Origin of the sequence: Mycolicibacterium fluoranthenivorans (genome assembly GCF_011758805.1) — a bacterium.
In the GTDB taxonomy this organism is placed as follows: Bacteria; Actinomycetota; Actinomycetes; order Mycobacteriales; family Mycobacteriaceae; genus Mycobacterium; species Mycobacterium fluoranthenivorans.
Genome location: NZ_JAANOW010000001.1, coordinates 675,333 through 691,800, shown reverse-complemented (window position 1 = coordinate 691,800; position 16,468 = coordinate 675,333). Strand labels below are relative to the sequence as shown.

Genomic DNA, 16,468 nt, shown 5'->3' with positions numbered 1-16,468 from the left:
GGGTATGAGCGCTACCTGCATGGATGTCACGAAGTCGTCATGATTGGGCCCTTCCCCATGCTGGTCGGCCGGGCCTACCGTCGGGGTATGTCCGGACCGACAGTCACCGTCGTGCTGCCGTGCCTCAACGAGGCCGCATCACTTCCTGCCGTGCTCGCCGCTGTGCCGGTCGGATACCGCTGCCTGGTCGTGGACAACAACAGCACGGACGACACCGCCCTGGTCGCAGCGCAGCACGGCGCCCAGGTCGTCGCCGAACCGCGGCCCGGGTACGGCGCGGCGGTGCACGCCGGCGTGGTCGCGGCCCGCACTCCACTCGTCGCGGTGCTCGACGGCGACGGTTCGCTGGACCCGGCGGCGCTGCCCGCACTGGTGGCCGATATCGCCGCCGGCGCCGACCTCGCGGTGGGGCGGCGCCGGCGGGAGCCGGGTACCCGGTGGCCGTGGCACGCGCGGCTGGGTACGGCAGCGGTGTGCTGGCGACTGCGGACCCGCCACGGTCTTCCGGTGCACGACATCGCCCCGATGCGGGTGGCCCGCCGCGACGCACTACTGGATCTGGGTGTCACCGACCGACGATCCGGGTATCCGCTGGAACTCCTCGTGCGCGCCGCGCAGGCACGCTGGCAGGTGACCGAACGCGATGTCGTCTACCGTTCCCGCACCGGCGGCGTGTCCAAGGTGAGCGGATCGATGCGCGGAAGCATCATTGCGGCGCTGGACTTTTGGCGGGTGATCTCATGAACCGGACACTTCCGGTGGACGTCTTGGTGGTGGCCAAAGCACCGGTACCCGGGCAGGCCAAGACCCGACTGGCCGCCGCCGTCGGCAACGAACTGGCCGCTGATATCGCCGCGGCGGCGCTGCAGGACACGCTCGACACGGTGGCCGCCGCACGGGTGGCCGCCCGCACGGTAGCGCTGACGGGCGATCTGAATCTCGCCCGCAGCGGCCCCGCGATCCGCTCCCAGCTGACGGCGTTCACCGTGATCGCCCAACGAGGGACGGACTTCGCCCACCGGCTGGCCAACGCCCACCTCGATGCGGGTGCCGCCGGCTACCCGGTGCTGCAGATCGGGATGGACACCCCGCAGGTGAGCGCCGAGTTGATCGAGGAATGCGCCGCAGCGCTACTGGAAGCGCCGGCGGTGCTGGGCCCGGCGCAGGACGGCGGCTGGTGGGCGCTGGGGCTGCACGATCCTGCCGCGGCAGGGTGCCTACGTACCGTGCCGATGTCGCGGCCCGACACCGGCGCTGTAACGCTACGCGCACTTGCCGACACCGGACTGGATGTGCGCCTACTCACCACGCTGTCGGACGTGGACAACCTCGCAGACATCGATGCGGTGCGCCGGGAATGCCCGCGCAACAGCAGGTTCGGCACGATCACGGCAAAGGTGGGCCTCTAGTGCTGGGAAATCTCTACGAACTTGCGCTTGCCGGTGAGCGCTGCTGGGTCCGATATAACGATGGCACTGTGCAGCGGCTGCCCGTACACACCTGGCTGGGTGGGCATGGTTCCGATCGGCGGTTCGTGCGCGCGGTCCTGGACCGGTGTACCGGCCCGACGATCGACCTGGGTTGCGGTCCGGGCCGTCTGGTCGCGGGTCTCATCCGGCGCGGGATTCCCGCACTCGGGGTGGACCAGTCAGCCACGGCGGTGGAGTTGGCCCGGGGCCGGGGCGCCCCGGCGTTGCGCCGGGACGTGTTCGACCCCTTGCCGGGTACCGGCCGATGGCAGACGGTGCTGCTGGCGGACGGCAACGTGGGTCTGGGCGGTGATCCGCTGCGGATTCTGTCCCGGGCGGCCGAGCTGTTGTGCCGCGGCGGTATCTGCCTCACCGAGTTCGATTCGGCCCCAGGCGGTATCAGGTACCGGTGGGTGCGCCTCGAGTCGGCGCGGATGATCGGTCCGTGGTTCCGGTGGGCGACGGTGGGGATCGACAGCGCCGCGGGTATCGCCGCCGGCGCGGGCCTGTCGATCACCGCGGAACATCGGATCGGGGACCGTGTGCTGGCGAGCCTGTCGGTGCGATGAACGCGTCTGGATTGCGTGGGACGGCGGTCACCGCCCGCATCGGAATGGCGCTCGGTGTGGCCGTTGCCGTGTGCTTCTGCACCGGTCTGATCAGTCATTTCATCCAGCATCCCCAACCCTGGTTCGGGTGGCCCACCCGGCCGGTCTGGCTGTACCGCGTCACGCAGGGTCTGCATGTGGCCTCCGGGATCGCCGCGATCCCGCTGGTGGTGGTGAAGCTGTGGTCGGTGTGGCCAAAGCTCTTCGATCGCCCGCTGATCGGCGGTGTCACCAAGCAACTGGAGCGACTTTCGATCCTGGTGCTGGTAGGGGCCATGCTGTTCGAACTGTCGACGGGGTTACTCAACATCGCCCAGTGGTATGTGTTCGGGTTCTTCTTCACGACCGCCCACTACGCGGTGGCCTACCTGGCCGCGGGCGCGGTGCTGGTCCATCTGGCGGTGAAGCTGCCGGTGATCCGGCGCGCACTGGGCGAGCCGCTCGACGACGTACGCGCCGGAGGTGCCGTCGGCCCCACCCGCCGAACCGTGTTGCGCGGCACCTGGCTGGCGGTGGGCGTCGCCACAGTGGCGACCGCGGGCCAGGCCGTCCCCCTGTTGCGTCATCTTTCGGTTCTGGCCCCGCGTTCCGGGCAGGGACCGCAGGGTATCCCCGTGAACCGCAGTGCGATTGCGGCGGGTGTGCTGCGCCGGGCCTACGCCCCCGAGTACCGATTGACGGTGGCCAACGGCACCACGGTGCGCACGTTCTCGGTCGCCGAACTCAACGGCTTACCCCAGACCACCCATCGCCTACCGATCGCCTGTGTAGAAGGCTGGAGCGCGGACGCCGCGTGGACCGGAATCGTGTTGGCCGACCTCATCGCCGCGGTCGGCGGCTCACCGGATCACGATGTCAGGATGATCTCTTTGGAGCCGCCCGGTCCGTACTCGCGGACGGTACTGCCCGCTCGTCACGCGAGGGACCGGATGACGCTGATTGCGTTGCGGCTCAACGGTGAGACGTTGCACGCCGATCACGGCTACCCCTGTCGGCTGATCGCCCCGTCACGTCCCGGTGTGCTGCAGACGAAGTGGCTGGACCGCATCGAGGTCCTGCCGTGACCGCGGCGCGCAGCGTGCTGGCGCTGGCCGGTGTCCTGCTCGCCGGCTACGGGGCGATGCTGCTGTGGGACAACTCCCCGATCGTTCTGGTCCGCATCCTGGTGTGGGGGCTGGTCGCGGTGGTCGTCCACGACGCGCTCTTCGCCCCGCTGTGCGTCGCGGTGGGCTTCGCCGGCCGGCGCCTGCTCCCGACGCGCTGGTGGTCCCCCCTCGCCGTGGCGGGTCTGTGCACCGTCGTGCTGGTCGTTCTCGCGGTCCCGGTGTACGACAAGCCCGGCATGCGTCCCGACAACACCACGGTCCTGGACCGCGACTACCACCTCGGTCTGGTGCTCGCGCTGGCCGTGGTGTGGCTGTGCGTGCCCGCATACCTGCTGTTGTCGCGGGTGCTACCAGTTCGTCAGGATCAGATGATTGAGCAACAGGGCGCCGGTGACGTTGAGGGCCAGCCACCACCGGCGTGAACCGGTGGGCAGAAATGCGCATGCGGCCGTGAGCCACACCGTGAACGGCAACCAGATCCGCTCGGTCTCGGCCTTGCTCAGCATGCTCAGATCCGCGCAGACGATGGCCAGCAGCGCCCCGAGGACCACCAGGTGCGCACCGGAGCGGCCCCGCAGCGCCGCGCGGTCGAAGGTGTGGGCGACACCGGCGACCGTCGCCGGCCCCACCGCACACACCACAGCGGCCAGATTCGCCCACGACCAGTACTGGAACGGCCGGTTCGACGCGATACCCTGCCAGTACCTTTGTTGCACCAGCACGTAACCGTCGAACCACCAGAATCCGGCGAGCGCAAACACTCCCGCGACCACGGCCGCGGCCAGCGCCGCGGTGACCAGAACGCGCGCCGCGGTACGCCGATCCGGCGCCGCCAGCAGCACCGCGGCGGCGACCAGCGCGATCAGGCCCAAACCGTAGTTGAGGAACATCCCCCACCCCAGCAGCAGACCTGCGCCTGCGGCCGGGTACACGGCCCGCCGCGAGCGCGTCGCCAGCGCGAGCAGGGCGATGCCCCATGCGGCGACACCGGCGTAGTAGCCGTCGGCGGACACGGCGATCCAAATGGCGGTCGGTGCCACCGCGACGAACGGTGCTGCCGCCCGGGCCACCGTGTCACCGGACAACGTCTTGAGGGTTATCACGATCGCCGCAGCGGCGCTGGACCCGATGAGCAGGCACCACACGGCGGCCCACGCACCACCCCCCAGACCCACCCGATCCAGCCACACGAAGGTGAGCAAGGCACCCGGCGGATGACCGGAGACGTGGGTGATCCACGAGTTCGGCTGGAAATCAAGAATTCTGGAAGCGAAGGTGCGGACGGCCTCCGGGATGTCGGTGATGGTCGGAACCTGACGCAGATACTCGTGCCGCGCGGTGAGCCTGCCCGCGAACCCGCGTTGCCAGCCGTCGACCATGGCCAGCGAAAAAGCCCAGACGCAGGAGGTCGCCCACACCGCCCATGGCACGGCCCGCCAGGGCAGTCGGGCCGACAACGAAGGTCCCCACAGCACCGCTGCCACCGCGATCGCGATCGCCGGCCCCGAGCCCCAGCCGACGTGCGCGTTCCACCAGCCGAAGATCGGCGCGGTCTGGGCGAAGTCGCGGACCTGTTGGGCGGTGCTGTTGATCAGAGGGGTGACGATTCCCAGGTGGAGGTGCGGCACCACGAAGGCGACGACGACCAGTAAGGCCCCCAGACCGGCGGCCACGTAGCCACGGTTCGCACCCTTCACACCGATTCACCCTACGGCGCCGGACGCGCCGAGGTTCTGACAATTGTGTGACGCCGCCGCCCCTCGCGCGCACGCGCGGCTCCCCCAACTTCGGGTCGATGTCTGCTGTGCTTGGGCCGGCGCGCGCGGTAACCGCCACCCCTACGGTGCGGATGGCGCGCGGACCAGATAGAGATACAGGGGTGGATCAACACACACCGACACTGGCGCGCTGGCTTCGCAGCATCTTCACCGGATGGCAGATGCCGACCTCCCATCCGGTCGACAAGGAGGGCGAGGGCGCCGAAAGCCTGATCGGGTTCGTCCTTGCCGCCGCGGTGGTCGGCGCATTGACCGGGCTGGCTGCGGCCAGTTTCAGGATCGCGTTGGCTCAGCTGTCGGAGTGGCGCGCCGCACTCAGCCACTGGGCCCACGGCTCTGGGTGGGGCCTGTTGGTCGTCGTACTCGCCTGCACGGCGGCCGTCACCGCCGCGGCCGCGCTGGTGCGACGGTTGGAGCCACAAGCCGAGGGCAGCGGTATCCCGCACGTCGAGGCCGTCGTCGCCGGGCGGGCGGAGCCAGGACGGTTTCGGATCCTGCCCATCAAGTACCTCGGCGGATTGTTGTCGATGGGCGGTGGTCTGGCACTGGGCCGGGAAGGCCCTTCGGTTCAGATGGGTGGCTCGATCGCCGTCATCGTCGCATCGGTGACACGGCGCCCACTCTCCGATCTTCGGATCCTGGCAGCCGGCGGAGCCGCCGCCGGTTTGGCGACAGCGTTCAACGCCCCGATCGCCGGTGGCGTGTTCGTCCTCGAAGAACTCGTGAAGCGATTCGACCCGCGCACGACCATCGCCACCCTGGTTGCCTCGGCGTCGGGTTTCGGCTCCGCGTACCCATTTGTGCACTCAGGTACCGATTTTCGCATGCCGGCACTGCAAGACCCGCAGTTGAGCAATGCGGGCTGGGTGCTGATCGTCGGCGTCTGCGCCGGCTTACTCGGTGTCCTCTACAACAAGGCACTCATGTTCGGCCTGCACGTCGCCGACACCAGCCGATGGCCGGCCGAAGCCCGTGCCGCCGCAATCGGTGTGGTTGTGGGCGTTCTCGTGTGGTGCGCTCCCGACCTTGCCGGCGGCGGCGACAACCTCACCCAGAACGCCCTCCTAGGGCACGGAGCGGCCTGGGCCGTACTGGGGATCTTGGCGTTGCGCTTCCTTCTCGGCGCCGCGTCGTACGCCGCGGGAACACCGGGTGGCCTGTTCGCTCCGATGCTCGTGCTCGGTGCCTATACCGGACTACTGGTCGGCCTGGCCGCGGAGCATCTCAATCCCCAGACCGCGCCCGAGCCTGCGGCACTTGCTCTGATCGGTATGGCCGCCTTCTTCACCGCGAGCGTCCAGGCGCCGATCACCGGTCTGATCCTCGCCACCGAACTCACCGGCACCACCAACCAGCTGCCGCCGATGCTCGGCGCCTGCGCGAGCGCGCTCCTGGTGGCCGTCGCACTGGGTTCGCGCCCGATCTACGACCTGCTGACCGACCGTGCCGCGGTCTTGGCGGTTGCGCGTGGAAACCCGCCCGGCGCGCACCAACCAGACTGACCGCCGGATCCCACCACACGAAATCCCGACGACACCCACTCACCATTGGTGAACGTGGCGTCACACCTAACCATGTGCCGTCTTCTGCGTGGGCCAGGGGTCCTGCTGCTCATCGGCACCGTCGTGGTGTTGAACAGCGCCCAACACCCGTACCCTCGCGATGACCTTTGCAGCAGCGAAGGGGCTGCAAAGGTGATCGTCGGCGCCGAGCCACCACTCTGTTGCGTGCGCGGCGGACGGTGTCAGTAGCAGGACTCGAGTCGCGCTACCGGAGTCGACCAGGTGAGTGCACACCACGTCACCACCGGTCACGGGTAGATAGCGGTCCAAGACCACAACCTCATAGTCCTGGGCGGCTATACATTCCAAGGCGCTCAGGCCGTCAAAGACCGAGTCCACCGTGATTGCCTGGCGAATCAACCCGGTGACGATCTGCTCAGCCAGGCCTCTGTCGCCGACGGCCACCAACACGTTCACTGTTCCAGGGTCCCGCACACCGCGTTAGGGCGATGTGAGTGCGGCGACGCGAAGAGTCGCGGGTTGGTTGAGTGAAGTTGTTGTCTCACAATCCCTAACGGGCGCCACACACCGGTCATGCTGAACTGACGGCATCTCGCACGGTGGGCGCCGAGGCTGTTCCAGCTTCGATGGTCGGCGGCCAACCGGGTTGCGACAGTCTCCGCCAACATCGTCGCGCGGGCACAACCGTGCTCGGCTCGGCCTCGACCGAGGAAGGCACGAGTGAGCACGGAAAGCATGCAAGGGTATGTCATTCGAAAGCTCGGTGCAGCTGAGCAACGATATGCGCTGCGCAGGCGGAGACTCCTCCGCCTGCCGCCGTTCGCTCGACTCGGAGATCGGCGCCACTCCGCAAGGCGTCGGCGCTATGCGATCAATCTTCCGGCGGTGTCGCCGGAGTACGTCTCGGTGCTCAGAGAACTGCAGGCAATCGGCGTCTCGACACGAACGATCACCATGCCCCCGCCTGTCTTGGAATCAGCGGACAACCTGCTGGACGGACTCACCACTCAGCCCGGGCTACACGGCACCACGCACGTTCCCCCTGGCGAACACGCCCTCGACCCAACCGTATTCAGATGGGGGCTGACGGAGAAGCATCTGGACCTGGCTGAGCACTACATCGGCCTACCGGTTCGCTACCTCGGCGTTGAGATCAAACGGGAAGCACCCGGCGAGAGTAGTCATCAGGCGATCCGGCGCTGGCACATCGATGTCGAAGATCGCCGGATGCTGAAGATGATCATCTACCTGAGCGACGTCGACGACCAGTCCGCACCATTCGAGTACGTCGATTCAGCGTCTACTCAGCGAATCCTTTTCTCCCGCAGAGATGTCCGACGTCCTCTACCGTCGGCGGACACCTTCGAGAACATCATCTTCGAAGAAGAGATCCATCGGGTCACAGGTCCGCGCCTGACGGTGATCTACGCCGACACCAGTCACATCCTGCATCGCGTCAAGACGCCAACGGAGTCGGAGCGGACCTCGGTCACTTTTGTGTATGCGAGCGACACGGCATTTTATGCCTACCCGCACTTCATGCCGCCCCGCAAGGCATTGCAGGAACTTCGCCCCACCTTGAGTTCCCGTCAATTGCGCGCACTGGGAATGGAATAGAGGACCACGGCCAGCTTCTGCAACGACCTGGCCCGAGGTCACTCTCATCACGACGGGCGCTCGGTTGTGCCGCACCGAAAACCCGTTGCGGCACAACCGATCATGCGCTGGCTAGATCACACCGGGGCCGGGCAGTCCGATACCCCATCCCGGCAGGATTCCCAAGCCGGACGCGGGCCCACCCGCGCCACCCAGACCGACCCCAGGCAGCAGGCCTACTCCCCGGGCGCCCAGACCGACCCCGGGCAGGACACCCAAGCCGGACGCCGGCCCACCCGCGCCACCCACACCGATGCCGGGCAGGACACCCAAACCTGATGCAGGTCCGCCGAGTCCGCCGCCGGGCCAGGGCAGAATTCCCGGGCCGGGGAAGCCCGGATCCGCATAGGCAACACCCGCCGAGAGCGCCAGAGGGACGCCGACTCCGATTGCGACAACGCCCGCCGCGGCCAACGTCTTCATGGTGCTGGTGAGATCATGAAACATGCTTGCTTTCCCTTCATTTCAACTGACGGTCGTGTGAATCGTTGAGAATAGGAAGGATTCACACAACAACTATCGTGAAGGCGGCGGCGTTTGACTGTTGTGAGGCGACGGGTGAGCCAGCGGCAGGTGTACGGCCACGTGCAGGCCACCGTCAGGTCGTGCGGCCGCGCGCACGTCGCCACCATGGGCGTGGGTCACCGACCGGACAATCGACAAACCCAGCCCCGAACCGCGCGTGCCGGCGAGTTGGCTGTGCTCGGCCGTGCGGTCCGGTCGCGCCAATCGTCGGAAGGGTTCAAACAGGCTGTTCACCTCCGACGGGGCGACCAATAAGCCGGTGTTCTCAACCGACAGCCGCGCCCACCCCCCTACACGTGCCAGTGTGACCCGCACCCAGCCGCCGCGGGTGTTGTATCGGATGGCGTTGTCCACCAGGTTCTGAACAATGCGCTCCAGCAATGCCGCGTCGCCGGAAACCGAGACGGCAGCCACCTCAGTACCCATTGCGATCGAAGCGCCGATCGCCGCCGACTCGGCGACGCGCACGCTGTGTGCGACGACTTCGGCCAGCTCGACCGGTGCCACATGCTCCAGTCGCTGTTCACTGCTGGCGAGCACCAGCAGGCCATCGATAAGGTGCTCGTGTCGTGAATTGACTTGCAGCAAGGTCGCACCCAGTTGTCTCATCGAGTCCGGCATCTCAGGATCATCGAGTGCGACTTCCAGCAGCGTCCGGTTGATCGCCAACGGTGTCCGCAACTCATGGGACGCGTTGGCCACGAATCGGCGTTGCCCGTCGAATGCCCGGTCCAGCCGTTCCAGCATCGCATCGAACGTATCGGCCAGATCCTTGATCTCGTCGCGCGGCCCGGCCATACCGATCCGCTCGTGCAGGCTGTGATCGGCAACTCGGCGCGCGGTCGCGGTGATGTCCTGCAGCGGTCGTAGGGCGCGTCCGGCGAGCAGCCAACCGACACCACATGCCGCGACTCCGGTGGCCCCCAACGACACCATGGACCACCAGAACATCGACTGCAGAGTGTCCTGACGCTGCTGCTCGGCCTGCTGGGTGATGGCACCGAGCAGGCCGTCGATCACCGGGGTGCGACTGCGTAACCCTCGCTCGGAGAGGAACCGCTGCACCATGTTCACCATCGCGTCGCCAGGACTGTGATCCAGCGACTGCTGCAAAAGCAGGTAGAGGAGCCCGATCAACACTGCTCCGGCGACGAAGAACGCACTGGCGTACCACAGGGTGAGGCGCAGACGGATCGTGGACCTCCGTGCCGATCTCATCGGATGCGGTACCCGACACCGGATTCGGTCTCGATTGCCGCCGGGGCACCCAACTTCCGCCGCACCATCATGATCGTGTATCGGACGACACCGGTGAACGGGTCGATGTTCTCGTCCCACGCCTTCTCCAGCAACTGCTCAGCCGACACCACACCACCGTCTGCGCGCAACAACTCAGCGAGGACCGCGAACTCCTTGCGCGACATCGATATCGGCACACCGTCACGTTCGACCGTCCGTTGGTGCGGATCGAGCCGGATACCAGCACGCTCCAATACCGGCGGCTGAGCGGGGCAGGCACGCCGAGCCAGCGCCTGCACCCGCGCGACCAATTCAGCGAACGCGAACGGTTTCGTCAAGTAGTCATCGGCGCCCAGACCCAGACCGGTGACACGTTCGACCACCGCGGTCGCGGCGGTGAGCATCAGAATGCGCGTCGTGCCGCTGGCCGCGGTCACCGCACTGCACACCGCATCACCTGAGAGCACCGGAAGATCGCGGTCGAGCACAATCACGTCGTATTCATTGACCGTCGCGTGCTCCAACGCGGAGTCGCCATCGTAGACGACATCGACGGCCATCGCCTGACGACGCAAACCCGCCGCGATCGCATCAGCGAGCAGACGCTCATCCTCAACCACCAGAATTCGCACTCCACCATCGTGCCTCGCCGGCCGTTTGGCCGCCGTGAGGCCGCAAGCCCAGCACCGGGAGCTGGTCGACCACGCAAACGGCGACCAAACAGTTGTGTTGCTGGACTGACACCAGGTCGCGTCATGCGGCCCTTCACACCCGAAAGGACACCTTCTGTGGAAAAGCGATCATCGCAGAACCTCGCCCTTGCGGTTGGCAGCCTGGCCGCCGGACTCGCCCTCGCCACCGCCAGCCCAGCCACGGCCCAGCCGCTCGGGGGCGCCCTCATCGAGACCACATGCAGCTACGACCAGCTCCATGCCGCTCTGGCCCACGAAGACCCCGACCTCGCCGCGTTACTCGACGAATACCCGCAAGCCCAAACCCGCCTGCGGGCCTTCCTCGCGCTACCGGTCGACCAACGCCGCCAACGGCTCCAGGCGCAACTCGACCAGAACCCCGACTGGCAAAGCAAACTCAACGAAAAGCAAGGCACCCCAGACGGCCAACAGAAAACCCAGATGCTGCAGGCAGTCGCCGCGACCTGCCACAACTACTGACCTCGACCCACCTGGCCAGCGGTTTCTCGACTGGCAGACCGACTCCCCGCCCCAAGCCCGGGTGACCATTCAGGTGGCGTAGCGATTCACTGCCTGAGCGTTCCGATCGCCAACATGTACCGGAATCGTTCGGCGGCTGGAACTGCCGGGGCGAACGCGACCACCAGATTCTGCGACCAGAACAATCCCCGCGGGCTGGCATAGTTCCCGGCTTGCTGCATTGTTCCGAATGACAAGATGCGCAGTGTATCGGTGACCACTGACTGCGAACACCCCACCGCAGGGCAATCATGAGCCGTGGTGTCCAGTGGCTTCGGCAGGAAAAGACCTCGTCGAACTAATTCCTGCACGGCGACCATCGCGAGGATCGGTTTGGCTTGCTGCTGCGCCACGCCAAGCGCGTCTGACGAGGCATCCCGCGCCGGCAGCTGCGCCGGTTCGGTGGGGTCGGGAACGCGGTGGCTCGAACATGCACTCAAAACGAACGCTGACAACGCCAGCACCGTCCATGCGGTCCTGTTGGCCACCAGCGGTCCCTTCGATCGGGCAATGCCGAGCACATGCGACGCGCGGTTGCGCTTCATATGCACAGTGCAACTGTTGCACAGTACCGCGCCACCGAATACCACGCGCGGTGTTGGACCTTTCGCGCACCGCGTCCGCTGAGTGGATTTGCACCTCGTCGTCTACTTTTCCTGTTGCAGAAGGATTTTCACTCGTGTCCACGGTCGCGGGACTTGGCATGTGCGATCGAGTGATCTACCGGCCCGTATCCCCTTCGGCCCGACGGTGCAGGGCTGACCAGAAAGCTACGGCCATCAGTACTGCGTCGCGGGCAAGAACTTTCACCTGCCACGCTCGGCGTGACACGCGAACTACGCCACCGAGCATGGTCTTTGAAGGCGGGGATCAGAAATCGATATCGGCAGCAGGTTCGCCGCCAGCCGCGGTGAACGCGGTAAGGGCGTCGACAAGACCTTGTCGCTGCCGGGCGGGCATCGCTTCCACCACACGGGCGATCTCCATGCGGCGTCGCATGGTCACCGTCCGGACCGTCTTGCGACCACGAGCGCTCAGCTCCACCACCAATTCACGGCGAGAACTCGGGTGCGGGCGGCGTTCCAACAGCCCGGCGGTCACCAGTCGTTCGACCATCCTGCCGATAGTGGACGGCTGCACGTCGAGCAGTCCCGCCAATGTCGAGAGGTTCGAGGGCCCCCGCATGGACAAGATGACGAGCACGCGGAACTGGGGGATCGTGATCGAGTCGTCGATATCGGCGATCGAACGAGCTGAAATCGCCACGAGCAGACGGGAAGCCGTAATAAGTGCATCCGTGATGGCATCAACCGACGTCTCCGCGGACCCGTCGGCAATCGTTCTACCCTTTGCGTTCACTTCGGCCCCTCCTGAGCGCAACAATACCGGAGGGCCCCACACGCACGACCCCGATACACTCGGCATTCGGCAGTCGATTCCGCGTCCATCGGCCGGATAAAAGCAGTCACTACGGCGTCCGCCTCGTGTCCACATGGGTGATACTCGGCGGCCCACCCGGGTCCAGGTCCACCGATGCAGATGATCGTCGGCGGCATCGGCCCAATGTCCGGAGTTCGCCCTCATGCTCGGCGGCTCGCGGAGCACCGCCACCCCCCTCTCGCGGGACCTACCATTGCATAATGCAACTATTGCATTATGATCAGTTCGACCGAGAGGGGACACGGAGGGTGAAGATCGTCAAACACGTCCGACCACCCTCAGGGCTGAACAGACTGCTCTATCGAGCCCCGATCGCGGCGTACAAGGCACATCTGGGTTGGTTGTTCGGCAACCGCTTCCTGCTGCTGCATCACACCGGTCGCGTCACCGGCAAAGACCGGCAAGTGGTCCTCGAAGTAGTCGAGCACGACCCGCACACCGGCACCTACACCGTCGCCTCGGGGTGGGGCCCGACCGCTGCCTGGTACCGCAATGTCCTCGCCACCCCACAGTCGACCATCGAGGTGAATGGTCGGGTCATCGCCGTGACCGCTGTCCCTTTGAGCGCAGACGAAGGCGCTGAAGTGTTCACCCGCTATGCGGTCCGGCACCGTCTCATCGCCCGACTTCTGTTACCGCGGCTGATGGGGTTCTCGGTGGACGGATCCGCCGGCGATTATCACCAGGTGGGCCAGCGGCTGCCGTTCGTCCGTTTCGTTCCCGAGGGTGCGACGTGATTGTGCGGCGTACCGGCCTGGTCGTGTCGACGCTGGCGACAGTGCTACTAAGCGGATGCGCCGCGACTCCACCGGATCGGCACACCGAGGTCGCGAGGTTGGCCGACGAGATCAGCCACATGCCCGGGGTGAACTCAGTCAGCAGTAAGACCACCAACCTCCCCAACCAAGGGCGGGTGAGCCTCACGATCGATGCCGAGACCGCAGTAGACATCAGTGCGGACGAACTCGGCGCCGTCGTGTCCCGGTATCTGCGCGGCCTGCGTGAAGCCGACTTCACCGGATACCGAACAGAGTTCGACGCCCACGACGGCTGGAACGTGTTCGCGATCGACGGTGGCCGGCTGCCGATCGTCAACGACGAAGAGGTCATCGCCCAAGCCGAGGACTGGGCGCGACTACGACACGACTTCCCCACCGCGACGGTAACCCTGCGCGCCAACATCGCCCACCCCGACGGGCGACAGCCAATCCAGGAGTGGGGCCATTTCCGCACCGGTTCGATCCAGCTCGCCGACGACACCGACTACCGCGACGCCGCCGCGGCAATCACCACGCTGACCAACCGGTATCCCGAATTGGCGTCGTTCACCTGGACCATCAGCACCGGAGTCCGGCATCCCGGCGATATCAAATCCACACACCGTTACCCCACCGAACAGGAACTTGCGCTGTGGGCGCAGATCAACACCGACCAAGCGATTCCACATCAGAGCAAGCTGACCATCGGGGGACGGGTCAAGGCCCCGGTATGGGTGGCGGAGAAAACCGTCTCGCACGATCCCGCCGACGCTGAGGCGCTTGCACGCCGACATCTACCGCTGGTCGCGGCGCTGCCGCAACCAGTCTTGTACACCGCGACCGATCAGATCCAGGGTCATATCAACGGCGACGGCCGGGCTACCGGCCCGTTAGCCGTCACCACCCGCGGGTGCACCGACCGGGACTACCGCGTCTACCAACCGCCGACTACCGAATTGGCACTCATCAACACCTACGAGTCATGCAAGCGCTCCTGAGGCCCGTCGTCATCCTCGCGCTCGCGGCCGTCACCGGCGCGTGCAGCGGCCACCAGCAAGCCGGACCTGCATCCGCCTCTTCCTCGGCACCGCTGAGCGGGTCGACGGCGGTACAACAACTCGGGAGTCCCACACAGGGGCCCGTGTCCGCGTGGGCGGTCATCCACTTCCTCGGTCGACACGGGCAGCCTACGGCCCATCCCTTGGACGTCACCGACCAGACCTGCCACGACCGGCAATGCCAGCAATCGGTGATCACCGACACTGTCCAGGTCACCTCGTTCGCCACCGCCGCAGCTGCCCAAAGCTACGCCCGCCGGCACAGTGTTCGCACCGCGGCCAACATCGTCGTCACGTTCTCGCCAGTGCTCAGTACCATTGAACGGGAACAACTGTGGTCGACAGTTACGGAGGCCGTGCAGTGAGAATGCCGATGCTTGTCGCCGCCGCCCTCCTCGCGCTGACATCCTGCGCAAGCAATCCGGCATCCAGCACCACCCCCGCACCGGAGGCTGGGATGCCACTGAATCGATTGTCCGCCAGGGATGTTGCCGACGCCATCACGCACTCCGGGATGCCGACGCCGAACGCACACGATGTCACGGCCGCGAAGTGCCCACAGCTGCACTGCACCGGCGCCGTCGACTCCGACACGGTATCGATCGTCAAGTTCGCCCAGAGCGGCCCCGCCGAACGCTACGCCGGTAACACCACCAACAGCTACGTCGTCGAGGACATCGTCCTGGTGTTCGCCGAACCCATCAGCCCTGCAGACCGGACCGCCTACGAACACATCGTGGAAAGGGCTGCAGAACGCTAGGCGCAGACCCATCAGCGCGTCCGAATCCCCGACGGCGAGAAAGGTGACCACGTTGAAGATCGCCATCAGCGGGGTCGGCGTGGCGGGACCAACGCTGGCCTACTGGCTGGCGCGGGCAGGCCACGAGCCGACGCTGATCGAGGTGGCGCCGAAGTTGCGCACCGGCGGGTACGTCATCGACTTCTGGGGTCTCGGTTACGAAGTCGCACGCAGGATGGGAATCGAAACAACCATCCAGCAGCTCGGCTACCACGTGCAGTCCTTCCGCTCAGTCACCTCCGACGGCCACACCCGCGCCACCCTGGACACCGCCGGGTTTCACCGCGTCACCAAGGACAAATTCACCAGCCTCCCGCGCGGCGATCTGGCCGCCACCATCTACGCCACCATCGGCGGCGAAGTGGAAACGGTGTTCGGCGACAGCATCACCGCCGTCACCGAGCACGAGGACGGTGTCTGCCTGAGCTTCCTGAACGGACCGACCCGCGAGTTCGATCTGATCGTCGGCGCCGACGGACTGCACTCCAACGTGCGTCGGCTGGTCTTCGGGCGCGACACCAACGTCGAGCACTATCTCGGATGCATGGTCGCCGCCGCCGTCGTCGACGGCTATCAGCCCCGCAACGACCTGGTGTACATGACCTACAGCGCACCGGGACACAGCGTGGGCAGGTTCGCCCTACGCGGTGACCACACCATGCTCCTGTTCATTTTCCGCTCCGGCCGGCCCTTCGTTCCCGATACGCACCACGAGCGTATTGCCCTGTTACAGCGCGAGTTCGGTGGGCTGGGCTGGGAGTGTCCAGACATGATCGACGCTCTCGGCCACGTCGACGACCTCTACTTTGACACCGTCAGCCAGGTTCGTCTCGACCGGTGGTCCCAAGGCCGGACGGTTCTCGTCGGCGACGCCGCGGCGTGCATATCACTGCTCGGCGGCGAGGGCACAGGACTGGCCATGACCGAGGCCTACATTCTTGCCGGAGAACTCGTCACCCACGGCGACTACCGGCATGCTTTCCCGGCATACGAAGCTCGGCTGCGCCGCTTCATCGCACGCAAGCAAGCCAGTGCACGGAGATATCTCTCGGTTTTCGCCACAAAAACCGCACCGGGTATTGCTTTCCGCGACTTCGCCATGCGAGTGATGAACTCAGCTCGAGGGACCGATCGCCTGCTGGCACGCGGCTTCTCAGACGATATGGACCTACCCGAATACCCTATGTAGGTGCCGCGCGGTCCACCGTCGTCGTCGTGGGCAGGCGCGTGTCGCGCCACCACGTTGCCCGTTCCGGGCGGCCAAGGCATGTTGAGGCACGAAGTGCAGGGAGGTGAAC

Annotated in this window: 20 protein-coding genes; 13 read left to right on the top strand and 7 right to left on the bottom strand. The window is 66.2% G+C overall.

The window, feature by feature from the left end; genetic code table 11:
- Positions 1-87: 87 nt before the first annotated feature.
- From FHU31_RS03355 to FHU31_RS03335, 5 genes are read left to right on the top strand one after another with little or no spacing between them, the layout of a single operon-like run.
- Entirely contained in the window at positions 88-744 is a 657-nt protein-coding gene (locus FHU31_RS03355) for a glycosyltransferase family 2 protein (RefSeq protein ID WP_167155901.1), read from the top strand.
- Positions 741-1,409, top strand: coding sequence for a TIGR04282 family arsenosugar biosynthesis glycosyltransferase (locus FHU31_RS03350; protein ID WP_167155899.1), 669 nt, complete (start codon positions 741-743; stop codon positions 1,407-1,409). The genes FHU31_RS03355 and FHU31_RS03350 overlap by 4 nt, the downstream gene beginning before the upstream one ends.
- Positions 1,409-2,038 (top strand): methyltransferase domain-containing protein, encoded by a 630-nt coding sequence (locus tag FHU31_RS03345; protein WP_167155897.1) that lies wholly within the window; start codon positions 1,409-1,411, stop codon positions 2,036-2,038. The genes FHU31_RS03350 and FHU31_RS03345 overlap by 1 nt, the downstream gene beginning before the upstream one ends.
- Positions 2,035-3,141 carry a molybdopterin-dependent oxidoreductase gene (locus FHU31_RS03340; RefSeq protein ID WP_167155895.1) on the top strand — a complete coding sequence of 369 codons (1,107 nt, stop codon included), beginning with the start codon at positions 2,035-2,037 and terminating at the stop codon, positions 3,139-3,141. Before FHU31_RS03345 ends, FHU31_RS03340 begins: the two co-directional genes overlap by 4 nt.
- Positions 3,138-3,605: a hypothetical protein gene (locus tag FHU31_RS03335; RefSeq protein WP_167155893.1), complete on the top strand. Its 468-nt coding sequence runs from the start codon at positions 3,138-3,140 to the stop codon at positions 3,603-3,605. The genes FHU31_RS03340 and FHU31_RS03335 overlap by 4 nt, the downstream gene beginning before the upstream one ends.
- On the opposite strand, the gene FHU31_RS03330 is transcribed toward FHU31_RS03335, so the two are convergent.
- Entirely contained in the window at positions 3,531-4,880 is a 1,350-nt protein-coding gene (locus tag FHU31_RS03330; RefSeq protein ID WP_167155891.1) for a hypothetical protein, read from the bottom strand. The two genes, FHU31_RS03335 and FHU31_RS03330, sit on opposite strands and share 75 nt — an antisense overlap.
- 182 nt (positions 4,881-5,062) lie before the next feature.
- Between FHU31_RS03330 and FHU31_RS03325 the strand changes: the two genes are divergently transcribed.
- Entirely contained in the window at positions 5,063-6,463 is a 1,401-nt protein-coding gene (locus tag FHU31_RS03325) for a H(+)/Cl(-) exchange transporter ClcA (RefSeq protein WP_263988171.1), read from the top strand.
- Positions 6,464-6,529: 66 nt separating this feature from the next.
- Here FHU31_RS03325 and FHU31_RS03320 read toward each other — a convergent pair whose 3' ends face one another.
- Positions 6,530-6,940, bottom strand: coding sequence for a response regulator (locus tag FHU31_RS03320; RefSeq protein WP_167155889.1), 411 nt, complete (start codon positions 6,938-6,940; stop codon positions 6,530-6,532).
- Positions 6,941-7,204: 264 nt separating this feature from the next.
- Between FHU31_RS03320 and FHU31_RS03315 the strand changes: the two genes are divergently transcribed.
- The gene (locus tag FHU31_RS03315) at positions 7,205-8,101 is read left to right on the top strand and encodes a hypothetical protein (protein ID WP_167155888.1); all 897 of its coding nucleotides are present in this window, start codon (positions 7,205-7,207) and stop codon (positions 8,099-8,101) included.
- 111 nt (positions 8,102-8,212) lie between these two features.
- Here FHU31_RS03315 and FHU31_RS03310 read toward each other — a convergent pair whose 3' ends face one another.
- The 3 genes from FHU31_RS03310 to FHU31_RS03300 form a co-directional block, all read right to left on the bottom strand.
- Positions 8,213-8,587: a hypothetical protein gene (locus tag FHU31_RS03310; RefSeq protein WP_234901129.1), complete on the bottom strand. Its 375-nt coding sequence runs from the start codon at positions 8,585-8,587 to the stop codon at positions 8,213-8,215.
- Between the two features lie 69 nt (positions 8,588-8,656).
- On the bottom strand, positions 8,657-9,883 hold the full coding sequence (locus tag FHU31_RS03305) for a sensor histidine kinase (RefSeq protein WP_167155885.1): 1,227 nt from the start codon (positions 9,881-9,883) through the stop codon (positions 8,657-8,659).
- Entirely contained in the window at positions 9,880-10,536 is a 657-nt protein-coding gene (locus FHU31_RS03300) for a response regulator transcription factor (RefSeq protein ID WP_167155883.1), read from the bottom strand. Before FHU31_RS03300 ends, FHU31_RS03305 begins: the two co-directional genes overlap by 4 nt.
- A 156-nt stretch (positions 10,537-10,692) precedes the next feature.
- On the opposite strand from FHU31_RS03300, the gene FHU31_RS03295 reads away from it, so the two are divergent.
- Positions 10,693-11,076, top strand: a complete 384-nt coding sequence (locus tag FHU31_RS03295; RefSeq protein ID WP_167155881.1) for a hemophore-related protein — start codon at positions 10,693-10,695, stop codon at positions 11,074-11,076.
- Positions 11,077-11,162: 86 nt separating this feature from the next.
- Here the strand turns inward: FHU31_RS03295 and FHU31_RS03290 are convergent, their stop codons facing one another.
- Both FHU31_RS03290 and FHU31_RS03285 read right to left on the bottom strand, forming a co-directional pair.
- Positions 11,163-11,660, bottom strand: coding sequence for a hypothetical protein (locus FHU31_RS03290; RefSeq protein ID WP_167155872.1), 498 nt, complete (start codon positions 11,658-11,660; stop codon positions 11,163-11,165).
- Positions 11,661-11,985: 325 nt separating this feature from the next.
- Positions 11,986-12,453, bottom strand: coding sequence for a MarR family winged helix-turn-helix transcriptional regulator (locus FHU31_RS03285; protein WP_263988174.1), 468 nt, complete (start codon positions 12,451-12,453; stop codon positions 11,986-11,988).
- A gap of 350 nt (positions 12,454-12,803) precedes the next feature.
- Between FHU31_RS03285 and FHU31_RS03280 the strand changes: the two genes are divergently transcribed.
- The 5 genes from FHU31_RS03280 (at position 12,804) to FHU31_RS03260 (ending at position 16,359) form a co-directional block, all read left to right on the top strand.
- Entirely contained in the window at positions 12,804-13,292 is a 489-nt protein-coding gene (locus FHU31_RS03280) for a nitroreductase family deazaflavin-dependent oxidoreductase (RefSeq protein ID WP_167155867.1), read from the top strand.
- Positions 13,289-14,311, top strand: a complete 1,023-nt coding sequence (locus FHU31_RS03275) for a hypothetical protein (protein WP_167155851.1) — start codon at positions 13,289-13,291, stop codon at positions 14,309-14,311. The genes FHU31_RS03280 and FHU31_RS03275 overlap by 4 nt, the downstream gene beginning before the upstream one ends.
- 203 nt (positions 14,312-14,514) lie before the next feature.
- Positions 14,515-14,736 (top strand): hypothetical protein, encoded by a 222-nt coding sequence (locus tag FHU31_RS03270; RefSeq protein WP_167155848.1) that lies wholly within the window; start codon positions 14,515-14,517, stop codon positions 14,734-14,736.
- A gap of 2 nt (positions 14,737-14,738) precedes the next feature.
- Positions 14,739-15,131, top strand: coding sequence for a hypothetical protein (locus FHU31_RS03265; protein WP_167155846.1), 393 nt, complete (start codon positions 14,739-14,741; stop codon positions 15,129-15,131).
- Positions 15,132-15,183: 52 nt separating this feature from the next.
- A complete protein-coding gene (locus FHU31_RS03260; RefSeq protein WP_167160571.1) occupies positions 15,184-16,359 on the top strand; it encodes an FAD-binding domain in 1,176 nt (391 codons plus the stop codon).
- Positions 16,360-16,468 lie beyond the last annotated feature (109 nt).